A 20,101-nucleotide genomic window follows, 5' to 3' on the forward strand; every position below is an offset into this window, starting at 1 on the left:
GCGAAGGAATGCACACTTTCGGCCGGCCGCGCTGTGGTTATTGACATCGGGCGACACCGGGCATGCCCAGGCCCTGTTGCCGGGGAAGCGCTGCCTACAATGAAGCGCATGAACAGCCTCAGCGACGACAGCGCGCTCATCTCGCGCCGCCAGGAGCGACGACTGCCGATGCGGCTGCTGATGCTGACCCTGGCCACGGTCTCCATCCTGATGCTGGTGTTGGGCGGCCTGGTGGTGCTGGCGTTGATGCGGGTCTGGGGCGGCGAGGTTGGCCTCGTGCACGCGGCGCTGGTGCTGACGGCATTCTTCACCGGAGTCCTGCTGCTGGTTGCGGCCGCGTTGGGTTGGCACGCCGGCGTGCGGTTGACGCGACAGCGCCTGACCGAGCCCCTGCGCGAAGTGCGCCAGCAGTTGCTGATGCAGACCCAGTTGCAGCGTGACTGGCAATGGGCCACCGATGCCGAGCACCGCCTGGTGCGCTGGCAGGCGCCGCAGGGGGCACCGTCATCGAGCTGGGTGGGTGTGGGCGCCAGCACCCAGCAGCTGTGGGAGCGCTTCGAGGTTGCCGAGCCGGCCGCCCAGTTGCGCGAGCGCCTCGATGCCCATCAGCCCTTTGCCGACTTGCTGATCACCGCTGCCGATGGCGGCACCGCCTGGCGCCTGCGCGGTCTGCCCTGCATCGACTCGCACGGCCATTTCTCTGGTTATCTCGGCACGGCCCGCCCCGACCAGCCTGCTGAGGCGGCGCCAGCGCCCCAGCCGGCGCAGGCCGGCGACCTGGCCGCCGAGCACGAGTCCTTCAGCTACACGGTTTCCCATGATCTGCGCGCGCCACTGCGCGTTGTCGAGGGATTTGCGCGCATCCTCAAGGAAGACTACGGCGCGCGGCTGGATCGCGTCGGCAATGACCATCTCGACCGCGTCATGAGCGCGGCCGCTCGCATGAACAGCATGATCGACGCGCTGCTGTCGCTGAGCCAGTTGTCGACCCGGCCACTGGCCTGCCAGCCTGTCAACCTGTCACAGCAGGCCGGCTATGTGATGGAAGAGCTCAGGCGTGGGGCGCCGCAGCGCGAACTGCTGCTGGACATCGAGCCGGGCCTGACGGTGCAGGGCGACCCGACGCTGCTGCGCATGGTGCTGGAGAACCTGCTGGGCAATGCGTGGAAGTACAGCGGCAAGGTCGAGTGCCCGCAGATCGGTTTCGGCTGCGTGCAGCAGGGCGGGCGGCGCGTCTTCGTCGTGTCGGACAACGGCGCGGGCTTTGACATGCGCTTTGCCGAGCGTCTGTTTGGCGTCTTCCAGCGCCTGCACAGTGCCAGCGACTTCCAGGGCACCGGTGTCGGCCTGGCCCTGGTGCGGCGCATCGTCCGCCGCCATGGTGGTGACATCTGGGCCGAATCCGCCGTGGGCGAAGGGTCCCGTTTCTACTTTACGCTGGGCTGAGTAGGCCCCTCGTCCGGTCTCGCACCGCTGAACGCGGGCGCGCCCAGCCGGTCCCCCGAGGCAACGGCGATGCATGCGGCGTTGAGCCGCATGCACATCGCCTGAGCGGGCCGGCCAGGGAGCGGCCCGGCGCTCGGCCCGCAGAAGGGCACTACGGCCACCCAAATTAGCGGGTCAGCGTGCGCCTGGCCTGGCCAGCAGTTCCAGCGCATCCACGACACGCCGAGCCTGCTCGGGCAGGCTGTGGCCGTCGGCAGAGGCCAGGCTCATCAAGCGGGCGAGGGCCTCGTCGCGTGGCAGGGAATAGCGGTGCATCAACACGCCGACGGCCAGGGCCGTCACGTCCATTGACGGCATTTCGGAAGGCGCCTCAAAGGCCTCGGCCATCGCGGCCGGTGCCGCCGGGGCTGAGGTGGCGACGGGCGTCGTCGAACGCGTGGTTGAACGTGCAAAAGCGGCCTCGACGGCCGGCACGATCTGCGAGATGTCCAGCGGCTTGACGAGGTAGGCGACGGCGCCCAGCTCCTTGACCTTGGCCACTGTCGCCTCATCCGCGAAGGCGGACAGGAACATGAAAGGCGTCTGCAGGAATTCGCGCAGATAGGCGGCCACATCGAAGCCGGTCAGGCCTTCCATGCGGATGTCCAGCAGCGCCAGTTCGGGCCGGTGTTCGCGGGCGAGCAGGATGGCGTCGTCGCCGTTGTCGGCGTCGATGACCTCGAAGCCGGCCTGCGTGAGCCCATAGCTCAGCGTCGCCAGTACCAGACGGTCGTCATCGACGACCAGGATCTTGCCCTTGCTCACCGTGCCCCTCTATCCAGAACTTGGTTTTGTGGCCGGATTGTGAACCACGCTGGGTGGAATCAGTTCCAGCCGGCAGACCACGTCCTCGCCTTGCTGTTCCAAGCTCAGGATGGCGCTGCGCCGCGGCAGCAGGGCACGCACCAGGCCCAGGCCCGACACGCCGCTCTTGACGTTCTGCAGCAGGAAGCCCTCGGGCAGGCGCCCAGGGTTGGTGATCTCGACGGTGATGCCTGCCGTGTCGCAGATGAGCTGGCAGCGCACCTGGGCGCCGTTGCTGTGCCGCAGTGCATTGCCGAGCAGTTCGTTGAGGCTGAGCGCGATCGGGATGGCCTCGGCCTCGGGCAGGCACCAATCCTCCAGCAACGCGCCGCCCTCGGTGGCCGTGGTGATGACGCGGCCCTGCATGCGTTGCACCGAGCCGACGATGGCGTCGAACACCCGCTTGAGCACCAGCGGCCCGGCGGCGCCGACCTGCAGGCCGTAGACCTGCGCGATGGCCTGCACCTGGCCCACCGCCTCCTTCAGCACCCCGGCCACCTCGGGCCGACGCACGGCAATCTGCTGCAGCAGCCCGGCCACGCCCTGCAGGTTGTTCTTGATGCGGTGGTGTACCTCGCGCACCAACAGCTCGCGCTGCGAGATGGCGGCCTGCAGCCTGGCCTGCTCGGCGGCACGCTGCTCGGTGACGTCGCTGGCCACCAGCAGCAGCAGTTCGGGCGTGTCGTCGCCGCCGACACCGGCCAGGTGCAGCAGCCGCGCGTCCCAGATGCGCGTCGAGTTGCCGGCCGGCACGTGGTATTCCCGCTGCACGACGGTCTGGGATTCCAGGGCCTCGCGCATGTCGGCGACCACCTGCGCCCCCTGTTCGTCGCCGAAGAGCTGCGCCGGCGTGCCGCCCAGCATCGCGGCCTCGGGGCGGCCGGCGAGCGTGGCGGCAGCATGGTTGAGCTTGACGATGCGCAGGCTCTGCGCCTCGTGCAGCGTGATGGCCAGCGGCGCGCCTTCGATGATGCGGGCCAGTGACGCCTGGGCCAGCCGGCTCTGGGCCTCGGCCTGGCGGCGGCGGTCGATGTCCAGCAGGGCATAGGTCAGCTGCGTCTGACCGTCTTCGCGCGGCGTCTGCACCGCATTGCCGATGACCCAGAACTCGCGCCCGTCGCGGCCGCGCAGCCGGCACTCGAAGACATCGGCGCCGGGTTCCGTGTGAAAGGCGTGTTCGTCATCCTCCGGCGCCAGCACGCCCATGGGCTGGCCCTGCACGTCCTCGAGTTCGCAGCCGAACATGCGCCGCGCCGAGCGGTTCATCCACTCGATGCCATCAGGCCCGACGGTGACGATGCCCACCAGCACCGAGTCCAGCACCGCGCGCTCGCTCTCGGCGCGCAGCAGCAGCGCGTTCTCGGCCTGGGCCTGGGCCGTCACGTCGAGCGTGACGACCGACGTGGAGCGCCGCCCGCCGGCCAGCAGGCCCGGCGCGACGCGGGTCAGCAGCCAGCGCCGGCCGAGCTCGGGGTGGCGCACGGCATAGCGAACCTCGACGGCGTCGCCCTTCTTGAGCGCGCGCTGCAGGCGCTCGAACTCGGGCAGGGAGGCGGGCTCGACGATCTCACGGCTGATGCCCTGCAGCGAGCCGGCCGTACCTGTCGTGCCACCTGGCTGTTTGCTGCCGGTCTTGAAGGGCGAGCCCTTGCGATGGGCCTTGAGCCAGCCGGCTTCGGGCTGGAAGGTGGCCAGGCCCACAGCTGCGGTGTCCATCAGCGCGTCGAGCTGCTGATGGGCGAGGTCGCGCTCATGCAGCGTGCTGTGGTCCTCCAGCACGGCCAGCAGCAGGGCGCGGCCGGCATGGCGCCACAGGCGCAGCCGCGCCTGCAGCCAGCGGTGCTGGCCCTGCGGGTCGACGTACTCGGCCTCGGTGATCAGCGGCCCGTCCTGCGGGCGCTGCGCCGTCAGCGCCGGCAGCGGTGTGCCGCGATGCCAACCCAGCAGGGCCTGCAGCAGATCGGGCAGGTCGTTGAGGTGGCGGGGTGCGCCGGCGTAGAGGCCGGCAAAAGCGGCGTTGTGGCGCAAAAGCGTGCCGCTGGCGGCGTCGGCCAGCAGGGCGGGCAGCGGCAGCAGGGCCAGCCACTCGGCCAGCGGTGGCTCGCCGGGGTCGGTGGCGCTGAGGCGGGCATGCAGCACCCAATTGGGCCGTTCGCGCAGCAGGTGCAGGGTGGCACGCTGGCCGTCGGCGAGCTTGAGCGGTGGCGCAAGTGGCGGCGCGCGACCGGCGTCGATGGCATGGGCCGCCTCGCGCAGCCAACTCTCCAGCCGCGCTCCGGCGGCATGGCGAAGCAGCCGCCAGCCTTCGGCGGCGTCGGCGCCCAGCCATTCGCGTGCCGCTGGATTGGCGCGCAGTGCGGACAGATCCGCCCGCAGCGTCAGCACCGGGTCGCCGACGAGGTCGAGCAGGGCTGTGGAGGCGGGCGGGCCGAACATGGCTCAGCCGGCGTGCGGACGGGTTCGCACGGAGCGGCACGCTCCTGGAAAAGGCGCCCCGCTCATTCGAGCTGAGTGGCCTTGTGCAAGGCCCGCAGCACGCAGGCATTGATCTCGCCGGCGCCCAGCATCAGCGCGTCGGCGCGTTCGCGGTAGTCGAACACGCTCTCGGACTCGATGGCGCGCACCAGCTCCAGATAGGGATGGAAGGGGCCGGCATCGTCCACCAGGGCCTGGCGAACCCGCTCGGGCACGGGAATGCTCTGCAGCAGCTTCTCGAACGGCGCCTTGAGCATGTGGTCCAGCAGCGAGAACAGGCCACAGATGAACATCTCGTCGCGCTGCTCGCGGTCTTCCATGCCGGCGGCGAATTCCTCCATCAGCAGGCCGCGGCGCACGGCGCCGAACATGATGGGACGCATGCTGTGGTCCTTGCTGGCCGTCGTCAGCAGCAGGGCCAGCCAGCGCTTCAGCCGCGCATAGCCGAGCAGCATGATGGCGTGGCGAAAGCTCGACACCTCCACCGGCAGGCCGAAGGCGGCCGAGTTCATGTAGCGCAGCAGCTTGAAGGCGAGGCTGGGGTCGCGCTTCAAGGTCTGCTCCAGGCGCTCGACGTCCTCGCCCTCGTCGACGCGTGAAATGAGCTCCATGATGACCTGCAGGTCGGCCGCGATCTCGGTCTTGGGCGCGCCGGCGGTCGCTTCGTAGGGGCCGTCCATCGGCCAGCCGATGACGATTTCAGCGCCGGCCTTGAAGCTGGCGTCGATGGCTTCGGCGCCACGCACGCCGGCATGCACGACGGCAACGCCGGCCGGCGCGGCCTGGCCGGGCTCCAGCACCACCTGCCTGAAGGCGGCGCCCACAGCGGCCGGCAGCGGTGCATTGGGCAGGCCCTTGAGCAGGCCGGTGTGGCCAGCCGCCTTCAGCGCGGCGATGGCGTCGGCGTGGGCGGCGTCGGCGGCGATGAAGGCCGGTACCTCGATCTGCGTCGGCTCGGCCGGCGGCTGGGCCAGCAGGGCGGACAGCAGGGCCTCGCCCTGGGCGCTGATGACGGCGCCACCCTTGGGCCAGGTCGCGGCCAGCGCGGCCAGCAGTTCGGCGTGGTCGATCCGGGCATCGGCACGCAGCGGCACCAAGGTCAGCCTGGTGCCGGCAATGTTGCGCTGGCGGTCAATGACCGGGGCATAGCCCAGGGCGACACCTGGCAGGATGGCGTGATCGAGGGCGGCGGGGGAGTTGTCGGGCATGGCGCGGCGCGGGGGGCGATGAATGCGGCAGTCTGCCACGCCCACCCGGACTCCATGACGCCAAATCGTGACAGCTTCACGCGCAGCTGCCCGTGAAACGCGTGATCAACCCTGGATGTACTGGAACAGCGTCATGCGCTGGACCATGGCATAGGTCTTGAGCGCCGTCTCGTAGCCGGTCTGCTGGTTCTGGAAATCGGAAATGCCTTGCACCATGTCCAGATCCTCGGCGGCGCTCTTTTCCTCGGCGCTGTACTGCTTCAAGGCGGCCAGGCGGCTTTCGGTGCCGTCGAGGTTGTTCAGCCGCTCGCCCACCTGGCTGCGCATGCTCTGCATATTGCCCATGACCGCGTCGATGTCGCGGATGCTGGCCGTGTTGGCCTGGGTCACCTGCGTGGGGGTGCGCTGGGTGGTGTTGAGGTCGGCGATGGCCTTGTCGATGACGTCGAAGACCTTGAGGCCGTTCCTCGAGCCGGCGATGGCGAAGGCGTCGCCGTCGACCGGCGTGCCTGAAACGGTGAAGGCCATGCCGTCGCCCGTGATGGCCTGGCCCGGCTTGAAGCTGCCGCTGGAGACGACGCTGCCGAGGTCGGTGTCGGTCAGCGTGTAGGTCTGCGAGGGCGTGGCGCCGGCGATGTCGACACGGTAGTTGTGGCCGGTCAGCAGTTTGGGGTCGATGGTGCGGCCGCTGTCGATCCAGCCCGAGGCCACATTGCCGGTGATGCCGTTGACCAGCGGGCCGCCGGTGGCGGGGTCGATCAACTGCACGACGGACTTGCCGGTTGTGGGGTCGGTGGTCAGCGTGCGCGGCGCCGTCTCGAACGAGCCATTGCCACTGCCCGCCTGCTCCCAGGATGCGCGGCCATCGATGGTCAGCTGGAAGTTGTCGAGGTTGCCGGTCTGGATGTTGCCGGGCACGCCGATGTAGCTGACGCCGCCGGCTTGATCCAGGAAGGGCGGGGTGGAGGCGCCCTGGCCGGAGAAGATGTAGCCGCCGGAGCCGTCGGGCCGGTTGGCAATGGCCAGCAACTGGTCGCGGATGCCCTTGAGCTTGGTGGCCAGCCCCTGGCGTTCGGCGTCGGAATAGCTGGCATTGCCGGCCGAAACCATGGTTTCACGGGCCTGCTGCAGCAGCTCGTTGGCGTCGCCCAGGGCCGATTCGCCCAGGGTCATGCTGTTGCGGCTGGCCTCCAGTGCGCGCTGGTTGGCCTCGACGCGGCCGATGGAGGCCAGAGCCCGCTCGGCACGCGCGGCGCCGGTGGGGTCGTCGCTGGCCAGGGCGATGCGCTTGCCCGAGGTCAGCTGCTCCTGCTGGGTCTGCATCGCGGTCTGACGGCGCTGCAGATTGGCGATGGACGCGTCGAAGAGGTTGGCGGTAGCGAGTCTCATGATTTACCTCTGCGCCTAGCGCTGAGCAATACGCATCAGTTCGTCGAACAGGGTCTGGGCCGTCTGCAGCACCTTGGCGGCGGCCTGATAGCCCTGCTGGAACTGCATCAGCCGCGAGGCTTCCTCGTCGAGGTTGACGCCGGCCTGGCCGGCGCGGCTGGTCTCGGCATCGCCGGCGACGCTGGTGGACACGTCGGACAGGTAGTTGGCGCTCTGCACCCGTGCGCCGATGTCGCTCATCGCCGCGGCGTAGGTGTCGTTGATGGTCGAACCCGGCGTGAAGCCGCCACCAGCCAGCACCTGGCGGCCGACGAAGGTCTCGCTCTGGATGTTGAGGAAGGCCTTGGCGTTGCCGTTGTTCGTGGCCGTATAGATCGTCGGGTCGATGGCGATCTTGTCGCCGCTGCGCGGCACGCCGTTGGTGCGCAGCTCGAAGCCGAGGTCGATGCCGGCGGCCGGTTGGTTGCCGATGGGCTGGCCAGAGCTCCAGATGCCGCTGAGCACGCTGCCGTTGGCCAACGTCAGCGTGTACTGCACATTGTTGGCGTTGGCCGGATCGGGGGCGCCGAACTGCACGGTCATCGGCGCATTCGCTGGATCGAAGTTCTGGTTGACCGCGTAGATGCTGTCGACGCTGAGAGTGCCGGTGTTGTTGACGTTCGTGGAGGCGGTCAGCGGCGAGGCAGCAGCAATGCCGGTGGGGGCATCCAGCACGCGCTTCATGTTGACGGCGGCGGAACCCACGGGCTCGATGAGGAAGCTCTCGCCCGCGGCCGGCACCCCAGGCGTAAAGACGATCTTGAAACCGTCGATGGTGTCGCCGTCGTTGACGGTGCGCACCAGCCCGTCGGACAGGCGGGTCAGCTCATAGCTGCCGGGCGTGCTGGAGCTCAGCTTGTAGCTGCTGGCCTGCAACTGGCTGGCGTCGACGATGCTGGCCGCCACGCCGTTGGTGAAGCCACCGCCGGGGTTGCGCTGGTTGCTGGCCGCCGGTAGTACGTTCGGCACGGCGACGCTGAAGATGGCGGCACCCTTGCCGGGCGGATTGGACAGGTCCAGGCCGAGGGCGTTCTGGTCGTTGACGCGCGTGCCGATGGCGGCTGCGAGCTGGCCCAGCAGGTTCTTGGCGTCCTGCAGATCCTTGTTCTGGAAGCCCAGCAGCGCGGTCACGGAGCCGCCGGTCAGCACGCTCTCGTCCAGCGGCCGGCTCTGGCCACCTTCGTTGAGCGACACCACGGCGCGCAGCGGGTCGTAGGCGTCGGCCGAGACCTGCAGCGACGAGGCCTGGTTGCCGAGCACGAGGCGCTGGCCGCCGCCGATGAAGACGCCAACGGTGTCGTCGTCAGCGGCCAGCGTCGTGACAGCCACATGCTCGCCGAGCTGTGAGATCAGCTGTTCGCGCTGGTCCATCAGGTCGTTGGGTGTGTGGCCGCTGCCGCGGGTCTTGGAAATCTGGTCGTTGATGTTGGCGATCTGCCGCGCGAGCTGATTGACGACGACGACATTGGCCTTGAGGTCGCTGACGACGCCGGCCTGCAGATCGGTGACCTGCTGGCCGGCGTTGGAGAAGCGCACGGCCAGCTCGTTGGCGCGGCCCAGGGCGACCTGGCGTGCCGACGGGTCGTTGGGGCGGCTGGTCACGTCGACCATGGCGTTCAGGAACTGGCTGGCGGCATAGCCCAGGCCCTCGGTGCCGGGCGGGAAGATCTTCTCCATGCGCGCCAGCTGCTCGGCGCGGGTGGAGTCAGCCATGGCGGTGGCCTTGGAAGAGGCGGCCTCCTTGGTCAGGAACTCGTTGTGCGAGCGCACGACGGTCTGCACGTCCACGCCCTTGCCGAAGAAGCCCGCACCGGTGTATTGGCCGGCCGAGGTCGTCAGCACCACGGACTGGCGCGAGTAGCCCGGCGTGTTGGCGTTGGCGATGTTCTGGCCGATGGTCTGCAATGCCGCCTGGTTGGCGAACATCGCGCGGGCGCCGAGAGTAAGCAAGCCGGCCATCTCAGTTCTCCGTTCCGCGCTCGCGGCAGTTGCGATGCATCAGGTTTGCGGGCCGAGCGCCGGGCCGCTCCCTAGCCGGCCCGCGCTGGCGATGTGCTTGCCGGTCGAGCGGGCAAGCATCGCCGTCCCCGCGGGGGACCGACCAAGATTCTTCTTGGGCGAGGGGCTTCATGTCAGGCCATCAGCGTGCTTTGCACGCGCTGGGTGGTTTGGATGGTCTTCGCCAGCTTCTCGGCGTAGGCCGGGTCGGTGGCGTAGCCCGCCTGCTGCAGGCCGCGGGCGAAGCCGGCGGCGTTGCCGTTCTGGGCCTGGGCGACGACCTTGGCATAACGGTCGTTGCCGCTGATCAGCTTGGCGTAGTCCTTGAAAGCCTCGTCGTAGCTGCCGTAGGCGCGGAACTTGGCCGTGACCTTGACGGCCTGGCCGTTGATGACCTCGGTGGTCTTCACGTCGACGGTCTTGCCCTTCCAGCTCGGCGTCGCCTTGATGCCGAAGATGTTGTGCGAAGGAGTGCCGTCTGCGCCAGTGATCTCACGCTTGCCCCAGCCGCTCTCGTGGGCGGCCTGGGCCACCATGAAGCTGGCCGGGATGCCGGTGGCGGCGGACGCGGCACGGGCCGCGGCGTCGTGCTTCTGGATGAAGCCTTGCACGTGGTTGGGAATGCCCTTGGTGGCCAATGCAGGCAGCGCCTGAGCCAGCGTCGTCTGGCTGTTCTTCTTGATGTTCTCGGGCGACAGGTCCTGGATGCCCATCTGGCGCTGCAGCTGCTTCTGGATGGCCTCCGACAGGCCGCCGGGCAGGCCACTCATCTTGCCGGCGAACTGCGTGTCCAGCATTTCGGTACCGAGTTGGGTTGCGTTGTTGTCCAGCATGCCGCTGGACAGCGTGGACGCACGCATGCTCTTCATGACCTCCTGCATGAAGAGCGACTCGAACTGCTTGGCCGTCTCGCGGATGCTCGCCTTGGGGTCGCGTGAGGCCTGGGCCTTCAGCGAATCGAGGCTGCCCAGGCTCTGGCCGGAAATGGACTGGAACGACGACGACATCAGATCACCTCGAGCTCGGCATTCAAGGCGCCCGCGCTCTTCATGGCCTGCAAGATCGCGAGCAGATCCTGTGGTGTCGCGCCGAGGGAGTTCAGGGCCTTGACCACGTCCGCCAGGCGCGCACCGGCGGCCAGCTGGATGAGGCTGCCGGGCTCCTGGCGGATGGAGATGTCGGCCTTCTCGGCCACCGTGGTCTGTCCGCCGGACAGTGCATTGGGCTGGCTGATGATGGGCGTTGAGCTGATCGTCACCGACAGGCTGCCGTGGGCGACGGCGCAGGACGACAGCGTGACGGCCTGGTTCATGACGATGGAGCCGGTGCGCGCGTTGATGACGATGCGGGCCGCAGGTGTCGCCATGTCGATGGCGAGGTTCTCGACGTCGGCCAGGAAGCCGACGCGTTCGTCCGGCGTGGATGGCGCCTTCACGCGCACGACGCGGCCGTCCAACGCCTGGGCGATGCCCGCGCCCTTGGCCTTGTTGATGGCCTGGGCGACGGCGCGCGCGGTGGCGTAGTCGCTGCTGTTCAGGTCGAGCTGGATGCTGTCGCCCTGGGACAGGGGCGTGGGCACCGAGCGCTCGACCAGAGCGCCTGCGGGGATGCGGCCGGCGCTGAGGTGGTTGATCTGCACCTTGGAGCCGCCGGCGGAAGCGCCCGCGCCGCCGACCACGAGGTTGCCCTGCGCGATGGCGTAGATCTGGCCGTCCGCGCCGCGCAGCGGCGTGGCGACCAGCGTGCCGCCGCGCAGGCTCTTGGCATTGCCGATGGAGGAGACGTTGATGTCCAGCTGCTGGCCGGGCTGGGCAAAAGGCGGCAGCGAGGCCGTCACCATGACGGCGGCGATATTGCGCGGCTGCATCGTGACGCCCTGGGGCAGCAGCACGCCGAACTGCTGCAGCATGGCCGTCAGGCTCTGGCCGGTGAAAGGCGCCTGCGTCGTCTGGTCGCCCGTGCCGTCCAGACCGACGATCAGGCCGTAGCCGGTCAACGGGTTGGAACGCACGCCGGCGACCGAGGCGACTTCCTTGATGCGGGCGGCCCGGGCAGGAGCGACGGGCGCCAGCACGATGGCCAGGCTGAGGAGGAGGGCTTGCAGGTACTTCACTCGACCGATTCTGCGGATCCTTGAGCGCGCGAAGCCGTCGAAAAGGACGTGGTCAGCCCCGCTTTTCCAAACCACTGGTCGTGGCTGCGGCGAAGGGCGGGGATTTTTCACACCCCGCCGGGGCTGTAAGGCCGGCGACCTTTGCCCGACCACTGACCACCTGTGAGCACTGAGGCGCCCAGTCAGCACAGCAACTCTCTTCCACCATCCTTTCTGGAGACTGATATGACACGCCTTTCCCTGCTGACCCTTGTGCTGGCCACAGCCCTCACCGCCGTCTCGGCGCCCGTCCAGGCCCAGGGCCTGACTCGCGAACAGGTCAAGATGGAGCGCGACAGTTTTCTGGCGTTGATGCGCTGGGACGAACTCACCGGCATGTGGGTGCTGAAGTCCGGCATGGAGCCGCCCAAGGGTGTCATGTCCCGCGCCGAGGTTCTGGCGATGCGCGACCAGTTCCTGCGCATGAATGTCTACGACGACACCGTCGGCAGCTGGGTGCCGATCAAGGCGCCACGCGACATGAGCACGTTGACGCGTGAGCAGGTCAACATGGAAACGCTGCGCTTTTTGATGATGCATCGCTACGACGAGCAGCGCAACGAGTGGGTCAGCAAGATGCGCTGAGCCCCAGCCCTGTCAGAGCAAACAGGAAATGGATGCCCGACCGCTTGGTCGGGCATCTTTCGTGGACGTCTCCGTGGACGTCTGCAAGGTCCCGCTAAGCCCTTGGGCAAGCGTGCGTGAGATCCTGTCAATCCCGACTTTCGGCCCGCCGTCGATAGCTGGCGGCCACGACGTCCGCGCCGGCTCAGCGGCGCTGATAAACGTTTTCCCGCATTGGAGCCAATTGCAGCCGTTTGAGAGCAATTAGCGGTTAAGCGGCACCCGTTTGGGGAGTGACGTGACAGGTTTCTGAATGTGTATATCGGTAAAGTTTTGCTTACCGATTCGAGCTGCATTCAGTTGCCAGACCTGCCATGCCCCCGCCCTTCGAACCGTTGACCCTGGTTCATGTCGTGTTTTCATCCCGCATTGCGGGCGGTGAGCGGCATTGCATCGACCTCGCCAATGCCCAGGCCGCGCTGGGCCATCGTGTCCACGTCATTGGCACGGCCAATTCCGCTGTTGCCGCTGCGCTGGCCCCCGCCGTGCGCTTCCATGGGTTGAAACTGCCGCTGCTGCGCGGCTGGCGCGTGGCCACCCTGGCGCGCCGGCTGAAGGCCGACGTCTGCCATGGCCACCTCGGCCCGGCCTGCAAGGCCGTCGCTCACGCCCGGCCTGCGACCCGCATCGGCACCCTGCATGTCGGCTACAAGGCCCATCACCATGCACGCCTGGACGGCCTCATCTGCGTGAACCGCGCTCAGTACGAGAGCCTGCCAGAGGGTGACCCGCTGGCCAGCGTCATCTACAACTGGGCGCCGGAGCGCGACGCCGCTGCCGCCGCCCGTCACACCGATCTGCGCGCTGAACTGCGCCTGGCGCCCGGCCAGCTGCTGGTCGGCAGCGTTGGCCGCCTGCACCGCAGCAAGGGCATGGACTTGCTGATAGCCGGCTTCAAGGCCCATGCGCCGGCCGACGCCGTGCTGGCCATCCTGGGCGAAGGGCCGGACGAGGCCGCGCTGAAGCAACTCGCGGAGGGCGACTCGCGCGTGCGCCTGCTGGGCTATCGCGGTGATGTCGATCAGGCGTTGAAATCCTTTGATCTCTTCGTGTCGCCGTCGCGCGAGGAGGCTTTTCCGCTCGCCATCCTGGAGGCCATGCGCGCCGGGTGCGCCGTGCTGTCCAGTGCCACCCAGGGCCCACGGGAGATGCTGGCCGGGCAGCCTGCCCGGTTGGTGCCGGTGGGGGATGCCCACGCTCTGGGCTACGCGATGGCCGAGGAACTGGCGCGGTTGCGCAGCCTGCTGCCTCAGGAGCGCGGCGTGCGTTACGCGACGGCGGCCTACGACCGCATCAATGCGGTTGCCCGCACGCTGGGCTTCTATCGCGACGTGATGCTGCATCAGTCTGGCCGGGCCAGGGGCTTCGACGCCGAGGGTGAGGTCCACGCCGCCTGGCACGTTTGATGTTCAAGCGGCCGCGCACCGACTTCTGGCAGGTCGGCATCGTCCCTGTTCCCATTGAAGACATCGATGCCGGCCGGCTGAGCGCCGCCAGGGAGCGCATCACATGGTTGCCCGATGCCGGCCGCTGGCGCTACCTGGCCGACCCTTTCGGCCTGGTGCGTGGAGACGCCCTGCACGTGTTCGTCGAGGCCTTCGACTACCGCGTCAAGCGTGCCACCATCGAGCGCCACGAGTTCGGCCTGCCGGACCTGGCCTGGCGCCGCCACTCGACAGTGCTGGACCGGCCCTTCCACCTGTCCTATCCCCAGGTCTTCGAGCATGACGGCGAGACCTGGATGGTGCCGGAGAGCTACCAGGCCGGTGAGATTGCCCTCTACCGCGCCTGCGACAGCTCCCTCGATCACTGGGAACGCGAATGTGCCTTGCTGAGCGGCCTGCCCGGGGCGGATGCGTCCGTCATCGAGCATGAGGGGCGTTGGTGGATGTTCTACACCCTGGTCGGGCCGGGAGCGCGCGACCAGCGTGAGCTGCACATCGCCCATGCACCTGCATTGGTCGGGCCCTGGGTGCCACTGCCCGCCAACCCGGTGCGCGTGAACCGCGAAGGTGCCCGCCCGGCCGGCCGGCCCTTCATCGGCCGTGACGGCGTGCTGACCCTTCCGGTGCAGGACTGCTCCACCGGCTATGGCGGCGCGACGCGCCTGCTGCGTTTTCCGCGCCTGACGCCCGGGCAGGTCGAGATCGAGGCGGGCCCTGAGCGGCTGACGGGCGATCTGGTCAGCGACAGCCACCAGGCCGGCCTGCACACACTGACGGGCTGCGGCGGTTACACGCTCATCGACGTGAAGCGCATCGACCGCTCGCGGGGCAAGCAGTGGTTGGATCTGAAACGTCGCTTTACACGGATAGGGCGCCTGTTGGATCGCTGAGACGCCGCCCGCACACACCTGGGCCGCGCAGGTCTACCATGGCTCTTCATGAGCCCCCAGCCCCCTTTTAGCGAGCGCATCGCCGCGCTGACGGCGGCCCTGGAGCCCCAGGTCATCGCCTGGCGGCGCGACCTGCACCAGCACCCCGAGCTCGGCAACCGCGAATTCCGCACCGCATCCGTCGTCGCCGAGCATCTGCGCAGCCTGGGCTTTGACGAGGTCAAGACGGGCATCGCCCACACGGGTGTCGTCGGCCTGCTCAAGGGGGGCCTGGCCGGTGGTGTCGTCGCGCTGCGGGCCGACATGGATGGCCTGCCGGTCACCGAAGAAGTGGAGCTGCCGTTCGCATCCAAGGCCCGCGCGGTATGGAACGGTGAGGAGGTCGGCGTCATGCATGCCTGCGGGCATGACTGCCACGTCGCCATCCTGATGGGCGTTGCCAGCATCCTGGCCAGCCTGCGCGCCGACCTTCCCGGCACGGTCAAATTCATCTTCCAGCCGGCCGAGGAGATGCCACCCGAAGGCGAGGAGGGCGGGGCGGCGCTGATGATCAAGGAAGGCGTGCTGGAAAGCCCGACGCCCAGCGCCATCTTTGGGCTGCATGTCACCTCGCGCCAGCCGGCCGGTGTCATCGGCTACCGGCCCGGGCCGACGATGGCGAGCAGCGACAGGCTCAAGATCACCGTGCAGGGCAAGCAGACCCATGGCGCCGCGCCGTGGCTGGGCATCGATCCCATCGTCACGTCCGCGCAGATCGTGCTGGGCCTGCAAACCATCGTCAGCCGCACGCTCGACCTGAACCGCGAACCGGCCGTCGTGACCATCGGCGCGATCAAGGGCGGCGTGCGCGAGAACATCATCCCGGACTCGGTCGAGATGCGCGGCACGATCCGCAGCTTCGACGAGGGCATGCGCGAGGCCATCCATGAGCGCGTGACCCAGCTGGCCGAGGGCATCTCGGCCGCGTCACGCGCGACGTGCAAGGTCTGCATCACGCGCAACTACCCCGTCACGCGCAACGATCCGGTGCTCACCGAGCAGATGGTGCCGACGCTGACCCGCGTCGCCAGCACCGGCCCGAGGCCCATGGGCATCGAGGTCGTGCCCAAGGCGACGGGCGCGGAGGACTTCTCCTTCTTCCAGCGCCTGATCCCCGGCCTGTTTTTCTTCGTTGGCGTGACGCCGCCGGACATTGAGCCTAGCAAGGCCTACTCCAACCATTCGCCGCGATTCATCGTCGATGAACGTGGGCTGGAGGTGGGCGTGCGCGCACTGGCCAATCTGGCGGTCGACTACCTGGCCAGCAAGGCTTGATCAGGTGATTCTTGCGAGGCGCCGTTATCACGCAGGCGTCTCAGTTTATCGAGCGTCTCGACCGTCTTTTCATCCGGTTCAGGCGCATCCCACCGCCACGTCATTGATCCGCCGCAGAGCCCTACATGACGATTCTCTTGAATAAAGAAGAGATACGTTTGACCTGGACTCAGTGCAATGTCGTGCACCTCCGACGTGGAGTAGACGTCATCCCGATTGACCCCAGACTGCTTGAAGGACTCTAAGACTACGTACTTAGCTATGTACTTCGCACCGTATCGCCCCTCACCTTCCTTTTTCGTCTCGGTGACGCGAACAATCATCACTTCTTGAGCGCGCTGGAATTGTCTCTCCAGGGTCATCGAAATGCACATGGCCGAAGCGGTGCCCTGGTTTAGAAATAGGGCCAAAGCAATCGCGATGTACTTCATTGGGTGTCAACGCTTGAGTGCAGCCGACCAGCCAGCGGGGTTGGCGCTGGTCGGCTGCAATGAATGGTGAGACCGCCGCATGAAGTGCCTCAGACCCGCCCTTGATGACCGGACTTTGCCGAGCACCGATGCTGGTCACCGCATCGTAGTCGCGAAGGGTGGACCGGTCCTGGCAGCGAACTACCACCCGTGGCCTGCGCGCTGATCAGCGGCAATGGCAAGGGCTGCGCAGAGGGCACTTCTGAGCGTGCCTGCGCCGCCCGCTCAGCTCGGCGCAATATTGAGGAAGAAGCGCGACAGCCAACCCACCGCGTGAGCGTCCGCCGCCGCGCCGCGACCGCGCTGTTCGATGCGCACATTGGCCACCGACGTCGATGGCACGGCATTGCCCTGGGCAATCATGCGCGGGTCAACCTGGCCGGAGAAGCGCAGCACGTCGACATTGCGGTTCACGCCGATCTGCTTTTCGCCGCTGATCATCAGGTGGCCGTTGGGCAGCACACCGGTCACGACGGCCGTGATGGCGCCGGTGAACTCGTTGGTGTTCTGGTTGCTGCCCTTGCCCTTGTTGTCGTTGGAGGAGGTTGCCTCGGCGGTGGCTCGGGCGAAGGCCTTGGGCGAGATGCCCGGCACGGCGCTGATGCCGGCCGACAGGCCGCCGGTCTTGCTCAGCTCGCTGGTGCTCGTCTGCGAAGCCGAGACGCGTTCGGTGATGTTGACGGTCAGCGTGTCGCCGACGAGGCGTGCGCGGTGGTCTTCGAACAGCGGACGGTAGGCGGCGGCCTGGTAGATGGAGCCGTTGGTGGGCACCATGGCCTGGACCGGCGGCAGGTTGACGACCGGCGTGTGGGCCAGTTCGACCTGGGGCTCGGGGTAGGGCGTGGCGCAGCCGGCGAGCAGGGCGGGGATGGCGATCAGGGCGAGGTACTTCATGGCGATTGCCTTAGATCTGGGCGAGCTTCTGCAGCATCTGGTCGGAGGTCTGCACGGCCTTGGAGTTCAGCTCATAGGCGCGCTGGGTCTGGATCATCTGCACCAGTTCCTCGACGACGTTGACGTTGGAAGTCTCGACGAAGCCCTGTTGCACCGCGCCAATGCCGTTGTTGTTGGGTGAGCCGGTGTTGGGCGTGCCGCTGGCGGCCGTTTCGGTGAACAGGTTCTGGCCCTTGGGGTCCAGGCCGGCCGGATTCACGAAGGTGGCGAGCTGCAACTGGCCGACGGTCTGCGGCGCAGCTTGGCCGGGCAGCGTGACGCTGACGGTGCCGTCGTTGCCGATGGTCAGGCTTTGCGCGTTCTGCGGGATCGTGATGCCGGGCAGCAGCGTGTAGCCGTTGTTGGTGACCATCTGGCCATTGGCATTGAGCTGGAACGACCCGTCGCGCGTGTAGGCGGTCGTGCCGTCTGGCTGTTGGATCTGGAAGAAGCCATCGCCCTTGATGGCCAGGTCCAGGTTGTTGCTGGTCTGCTGCAGATTGCCCTGCGTGTAGATGCGGGCAGTGGCCACCGGGCGCACGCCCAGGCCGACTTGCAGGCCGGTGGGCAGCGTGGTCTGGTCGGTGCTGTTGGCACCGGCCTGGCGCATGTTCTGGTAGATCAGGTCCTCGAAGACGGCGTGCGAGCGCTTGTAGCCATTGGTGGCGACGTTGGCGAGGTTGTGCGAGATGTTGTCCAGCTGGGTTTGCTGGGCTTCCATGCCGGTCTTGGCGATCCAGAGCGAGCGCATCATGGTCAGGTACTCCCTAAAAGTTTGGCGGACTGCTGACCCTGGGTCTGCGCGATCTGCAAGAGCTTCATCTGCTGCTCGAACTGGCGGCCCGCGGCGATCATGGCGACCATGGTCTCGACCGGGCTGACATTCGAGCCTTCCAGCGCACCGTCCTGCAGGCGGGCGGCCTGGTTGGCAGGCAGGTCGCCCTCTAGAGCGCGGAACAAGCCGTCGTCCCCGCGCGCGAGTTGGTTGGCCGCTTCGGGCGTGACGAGCTTGAGCCTGCCCACCGTCGTCGGTTTCTGGTTCGGTGCCTTGGCGCTGACGGTGCCGTCGCTGCCGATGGCCACCTCGCTGTTGGCTGGCACGTTGATCGGCCCGCCGTCCCCAAGCACTGGCATGCCGTTGCGCATGACGAGGATGCCTTCGGCGTTCACGTCCAGCGAGCCGGCACGGGTGTAGGCCTCGGTGCCGTCATTGGCCTGCACGGCCAGCCAGGCATTGCCCTGCATGGCCACGTCGAGGTTGCGGCCGGTGGGCGTGAGCGGCCCCTGGGCGTCGTTGTAGCCGATGGTGGTCTCCAGCGCGAAGGCGCGCGTGGAGGCGCCGTCGCCGCGCACCGGCACGGCGCGAAAGGCCTGCAGCTCCGCGCGAAAACCATTCGTGGTGACGTTGGCAAGATTGTGCGAGAGCACGTCCTGCCGCTGCATGGCCGCCTTGGCGCCGGCCATCGAGAGGTAGATCATGCGGTCCATCGCGCGTCCTCAGTCGTCGTGATCAGCGCAGGTTGACGATGGTCTGCAGGACCTGGTCCTGCGTTTTGATCGTCTGCGCATTGGCCTGGTAGGCGCGCTGGGCCGTCACCATGTTGACGAGCTCGGCGGTCAGGTCGACGTTGCTTTCCTCGAGCGCGCCGGATTGCAGCGCACCCATGTTGCCGTCGCCCGGCACGCCGACGACCGCGTCACCCGAGGCCACCGTGCGGATCCAGACGTTGCCGCCCATGGTCTGCAGGCCTTGCGGGTTGCGGAAGCTGGCGAGTTCGACCTGGCCGGCCGGCTTGCTCTGGCCGTTGGAATAGCGAGCCTGGACGATGCCGTCGTTGGCGACCTGGATGCCGGTCAGCTGGCCCGGGGCATAGCCGTCCTGGGTCAGGTTGGTGACCGCGAAGCTGCTGCCGTTCTCGGTCGCGCCGGTCAGGTTGAGCTGGATGCCGGGAATCGCCAGCGTCGGGTTGCCGCGCGTGCTGGTGCCGGCCGGCACGGACATGGAGATCGTGCCGGGCGGTGTCGTCGCGCTGCCGGCGATGGCCGAAGGCGCGCCGCCGGTGGGCGGGAAGGTGACGGTGGTGTAGGGGATCGTCGGGTTGCCGTTGGCGTCCAGCGGGATGGCGTTGCCGGAAGCATCGGTATCGAAGGGCGTGCCGTTGGCGGTCGCGTAGACGTTCCAGACGTCATTGGGCGGCACGGCGCCACTGGGGTCGGTCGCGCGCTGGAAGTAGAAGGTCACGGCGACGTCCTGGCCCTTGGCGTCGTAGGCCGTCATGGACGTCGCGTTGTTGTAGGTCGTGCTGTCCTTCAGGTCCATGCCGGTGCCCGTGCCGCCACCCGGGGCGGTGGCCTTCAGGCGGGAGTCGAGGTTGAACTCCATGCTGACCTTGGTCGTCACGGCGGGCGGGATGCCGCCGGTGGGCAGTTGCAGCGGCTGAGCGGTACCGGGCTGGATGACACCAGCGCCATTGGCCGGATAGCCCATCAGCTTGAGGCCTTCGTTGTTGACGATGAAGCCATCCTTGCTGACCTTGAACTGGCCGTTGCGGGTGTAGCGCGTCGGGTTCACGCCGTCGCTGACCTGGAAGAAGCCGCCACCGTTGATGGCGAGGTCCATCGGGTTTTCGGTCGTCGTGATATTGCCCTGGGTGAACTGCTGGGCGACGGACTGCAGGCTGGTGCCGATGCCGACCTGGTTCGCGCCGGCGCCGTTCAGCGCGGCGGCGTAAACGTCGGAGAACTCGGCCCGCGAACCCTTGGCACCAAAGGTGCCGGAGTTGGCGATGTTGTTGCCGATGACGTCCAGGTTCTTGGAGGCGGCATTGAGCCCGGAAAGGCCTTGCTGGAAGCTCATGAGGAGTCCTTGCTATGC

General features: G+C 67.7%; 17 protein-coding genes. 5 read left to right on the forward strand and 12 right to left on the reverse strand.

The genetic code is table 11. The annotated features are described in order from the left end of the window. Positions 1-108 precede the first annotated feature (108 nt). Positions 109-1,446 carry an ATP-binding protein gene (locus ASC95_RS00605; protein WP_057295870.1) on the forward strand — a complete coding sequence of 446 codons (1,338 nt, stop codon included), beginning with the start codon at positions 109-111 and terminating at the stop codon, positions 1,444-1,446. 174 nt (positions 1,447-1,620) lie between these two features. Here ASC95_RS00605 and ASC95_RS00610 read toward each other — a convergent pair whose 3' ends face one another. The 7 genes from ASC95_RS00610 to ASC95_RS00640 form a co-directional block, all read right to left on the reverse strand. Next, positions 1,621-2,250 carry a response regulator gene (locus ASC95_RS00610; RefSeq protein WP_057295871.1) on the reverse strand — a complete coding sequence of 210 codons (630 nt, stop codon included), beginning with the start codon at positions 2,248-2,250 and terminating at the stop codon, positions 1,621-1,623. A 9-nt stretch (positions 2,251-2,259) separates the two neighbouring features. Continuing rightward, positions 2,260-4,725, reverse strand: coding sequence for a sensor histidine kinase (locus ASC95_RS00615; RefSeq protein WP_057295872.1), 2,466 nt, complete (start codon positions 4,723-4,725; stop codon positions 2,260-2,262). 62 nt (positions 4,726-4,787) lie between these two features. Next, entirely contained in the window at positions 4,788-5,972 is a 1,185-nt protein-coding gene (locus ASC95_RS00620) for an EAL and HDOD domain-containing protein (protein WP_057295873.1), read from the reverse strand. 105 nt (positions 5,973-6,077) lie between these two features. After that, entirely contained in the window at positions 6,078-7,361 is a 1,284-nt protein-coding gene (flgL, locus tag ASC95_RS00625; protein ID WP_057295874.1) for a flagellar hook-associated protein FlgL, read from the reverse strand. Between the two features lie 15 nt (positions 7,362-7,376). Continuing rightward, a complete protein-coding gene (gene flgK / locus ASC95_RS00630; protein ID WP_057295875.1) occupies positions 7,377-9,359 on the reverse strand; it encodes a flagellar hook-associated protein FlgK in 1,983 nt (660 codons plus the stop codon). Positions 9,360-9,532: 173 nt separating this feature from the next. After that, a complete protein-coding gene (gene flgJ, locus ASC95_RS00635) occupies positions 9,533-10,405 on the reverse strand; it encodes a flagellar assembly peptidoglycan hydrolase FlgJ (protein ID WP_057295876.1) in 873 nt (290 codons plus the stop codon). Further along, positions 10,405-11,511, reverse strand: coding sequence for a flagellar basal body P-ring protein FlgI (locus ASC95_RS00640; protein ID WP_057295877.1), 1,107 nt, complete (start codon positions 11,509-11,511; stop codon positions 10,405-10,407). The genes flgJ and ASC95_RS00640 overlap by 1 nt, the downstream gene beginning before the upstream one ends. 225 nt (positions 11,512-11,736) lie before the next feature. Here ASC95_RS00640 and ASC95_RS31585 point away from each other — a divergent pair, with 225 nt between their 5' ends. The 4 genes from ASC95_RS31585 (at position 11,737) to ASC95_RS00660 (ending at position 15,823) form a co-directional block, all read left to right on the forward strand. Further along, positions 11,737-12,135, forward strand: a complete 399-nt coding sequence (locus tag ASC95_RS31585) for a hypothetical protein (protein WP_057295878.1) — start codon at positions 11,737-11,739, stop codon at positions 12,133-12,135. A gap of 353 nt (positions 12,136-12,488) precedes the next feature. Further along, entirely contained in the window at positions 12,489-13,580 is a 1,092-nt protein-coding gene (locus tag ASC95_RS00650) for a glycosyltransferase (RefSeq protein ID WP_057295879.1), read from the forward strand. Continuing rightward, positions 13,580-14,509, forward strand: coding sequence for a hypothetical protein (locus tag ASC95_RS00655; RefSeq protein ID WP_057295880.1), 930 nt, complete (start codon positions 13,580-13,582; stop codon positions 14,507-14,509). Before ASC95_RS00650 ends, ASC95_RS00655 begins: the two co-directional genes overlap by 1 nt. Before the next feature lie 48 nt (positions 14,510-14,557). Next, positions 14,558-15,823, forward strand: coding sequence for an amidohydrolase (locus ASC95_RS00660; RefSeq protein WP_057295881.1), 1,266 nt, complete (start codon positions 14,558-14,560; stop codon positions 15,821-15,823). Here ASC95_RS00660 and ASC95_RS00665 read toward each other — a convergent pair. From ASC95_RS00665 to flgE, 5 genes are all read right to left on the reverse strand, one after another. Continuing rightward, the gene (locus ASC95_RS00665; RefSeq protein ID WP_057295882.1) at positions 15,802-16,254 is read right to left on the reverse strand and encodes a hypothetical protein; all 453 of its coding nucleotides are present in this window, start codon (positions 16,252-16,254) and stop codon (positions 15,802-15,804) included. The two genes, ASC95_RS00660 and ASC95_RS00665, sit on opposite strands and share 22 nt — an antisense overlap. 264 nt (positions 16,255-16,518) lie before the next feature. Next, a complete protein-coding gene (locus ASC95_RS00670) occupies positions 16,519-17,187 on the reverse strand; it encodes a flagellar basal body L-ring protein FlgH (protein ID WP_057295883.1) in 669 nt (222 codons plus the stop codon). A gap of 10 nt (positions 17,188-17,197) precedes the next feature. Next, positions 17,198-17,980, reverse strand: a complete 783-nt coding sequence (flgG, locus tag ASC95_RS00675) for a flagellar basal-body rod protein FlgG (protein ID WP_057295884.1) — start codon at positions 17,978-17,980, stop codon at positions 17,198-17,200. A gap of 2 nt (positions 17,981-17,982) precedes the next feature. Next, positions 17,983-18,714 carry a flagellar basal-body rod protein FlgF gene (flgF, locus tag ASC95_RS00680; RefSeq protein ID WP_057295885.1) on the reverse strand — a complete coding sequence of 244 codons (732 nt, stop codon included), beginning with the start codon at positions 18,712-18,714 and terminating at the stop codon, positions 17,983-17,985. Positions 18,715-18,736: 22 nt separating this feature from the next. Further along, entirely contained in the window at positions 18,737-20,083 is a 1,347-nt protein-coding gene (flgE, locus tag ASC95_RS00685) for a flagellar hook protein FlgE (protein ID WP_057295886.1), read from the reverse strand. Between the last annotated feature and the right edge of the window lie 18 nt (positions 20,084-20,101).

The sequence above is a fragment of the Pelomonas sp. Root1217 genome (genome assembly GCF_001425705.1).
GTDB lineage: Bacteria > Pseudomonadota > Gammaproteobacteria > Burkholderiales > Burkholderiaceae_C > Pelomonas.